Consider the following 1,906-nt stretch of genomic DNA (forward strand, 5'->3'; position numbering starts at 1 on the left):
CAACAGGACCGTGGAGGCGAACATGACCTTCGTCGACCGTCGTTTTTTGGGCATGCCCGGGCGCCATTCGCGCTGGGCTTTGGTGAGTTTCGCCATCGCTTACGCGTCCGCCTTTCCGAGCAGGATCCGGGCATCCGCGACGAGCGTGATGGAACCGGTCACGAGGACCCCGCCGGCGGGCTCGTCGTCGGCTTCGGCCCGTTCCACGGCCCATTCGAGGGCATCATCGAGCTTCCCGGCGACGTGGATGTTCTCCTCGCCGAAGCCCAGGTCAACCGCGATTTCGGCCAGGTCCTCGGCCGGGACGGCCCGGGGCGAGTTGGACTGGGTGAAGCAGTATTCGGTGGCGAGGCCGCCCAGGGATTCCTTGAGCTGGCGCAGGATCTCCTCGGCGTCCTTCTCCCGCAGAACGCCGACCACCACCACCAGCTTGGTGAAGTTGAAGGCCTCGTGGATGGCCTCGGCGGAGACCCGGATGCCCTCCGGGTTGTGGGCCGCGTCCACGATGATGGTCGGCGCGGTGCGGACCACCTCAAGCCGTCCCGGGGAGGTGACTGAGGCGAAGGCCTCCTGCAGGATCTCGGCGTCGATCGCCTTTTCCCCGCCAAAGAACGCTTCCAGCGCGGCAATGGCGACGGCGGCGTTCTCGGCCTGGTGCGCGCCGTGCAGCGGCACCAGCAGGTCCTCATAGCGGCCGGCGATGCCCTGGATGGTGACCATCTGGCCGCCGACCGCGACGGTGCGGGATTCGACGCCGAACTCCACGCCCTCGAAGCGGAACGGCACGTTGACCTCTTTGGCCTTTTCCAGCAGGACCTGGGCCGCGTCGACCGGCTGCGCCGCGCTGATGAGGAAGCTGCCGGGCTTGATGATGCCGGCCTTCTCGTAGGCGATGTCCCCGGTGGTGTCGCCCAGCAGATCGGTGTGGTCCAGCGAGATCGGGGTGACGACGGCCACCTGGCCATCGCCGACGTTCGTGGCGTCAGTGATGCCGCCCAGGCCCACTTCGATCACGGCGACGTTGACCGGCTGGTCAGCGAAGACCGCGAAGCCCAGGATCGTCAGGCACTCGAAGTAGGTCAGCCGGGGCTGGCCCGCCGCCTCGAGTTCGCCGTCCACAATCTGCAGGTAGGGACGGATCTCGTCCCAGATCCGGACGAACGTCTCATCCGGCACCGGGGCGCCGTCGATGCTGATCCGCTCGGTGACCTTGGACAGGTGCGGGCTCGTGTAGCGGCCGGTGCTCAGGCCGTGGGCGCGCAGCCCGGCCTCGATCATCCGGGCCGTGGAGGTCTTGCCGTTGGTGCCGGTGACGTGGATGATCGGGAACGCCTTGTTCGGCTCCCCCAGGATTTCCATGGCCCGGTGCAGCGGGGCGAGCCGCGGCTCCATTTTGTTTTCCGGCGCCCGGCCCAGCAGCTCGGCGTAGACGCTTTCAACGGAGAATTCATCGGTCATGGTTTAGGCTCCAACTTTCTTGGCAACGCTGACCTGTGGGTCCTTGATGTCGGCCGCCAGGGTTTCCAGCTCGACGGTCAGGGTTTCGGTCTTGACCAGCTCCGCGTTGGCCAGCAGCGCCTCGACGACGTCCTGCTTCGCCGTGACGGACGTGCTGATCCGGTCGCTGACATTGAGTCCGGCGTCCTTGCGGGCCTGCTGGATGGCGCGGACCATGTCACGGGCCAGGCCCTCGGCCTCCAGCTCCGGGGTGACCTCGGTGTTGAGGACCACGAAGCCGCCGCCGGGAAGCACGGCGGCCGCGCGTGAGCCTTCGCCTTCCGCGGCCTCGGCCACGACGGTTTCCAGGGTGTACTCCTGCGGTTCGAGGTCGAGGCCGCCGGCGGTGACCACCCCGGCGTCGCTGACCGACCAGTCGCCGGACTTGGAGCCCTTGATGGCCTGCTGG

Annotated in this window: 2 protein-coding genes and 1 pseudogene; all 3 read right to left on the reverse strand. The window is 67.7% G+C overall.

What is annotated here, in order from left to right:
* Window positions 1-96, reverse strand: a pseudogene (locus tag LQV45_RS28925) (DUF4233 domain-containing protein); the annotation flags it as partial.
* Window positions 97-99: 3 nt separating this feature from the next.
* Window positions 100-1,458: a folylpolyglutamate synthase/dihydrofolate synthase family protein gene (locus LQV45_RS28930; protein WP_223917442.1), complete on the reverse strand. Its 1,359-nt coding sequence runs from the start codon at window positions 1,456-1,458 to the stop codon at window positions 100-102.
* Window positions 1,459-1,461: 3 nt separating this feature from the next.
* The coding region (locus tag LQV45_RS28935; protein ID WP_230010462.1) for a DUF5915 domain-containing protein at window positions 1,462-1,906 on the reverse strand (445 nt) is incomplete at its 5' end.

Source organism: Microbacterium sp. Bi128, from assembly GCF_918698205.1.

What these genes read in the sequence shown, in the direction of transcription:
- LQV45_RS28930 (WP_223917442.1), bottom strand. Translation starts at nt 1,458, where the DNA reads ATGACCGATGAATTCTCCGTTGAAAGCGTCTACGCCGAGCTGCTGGGC.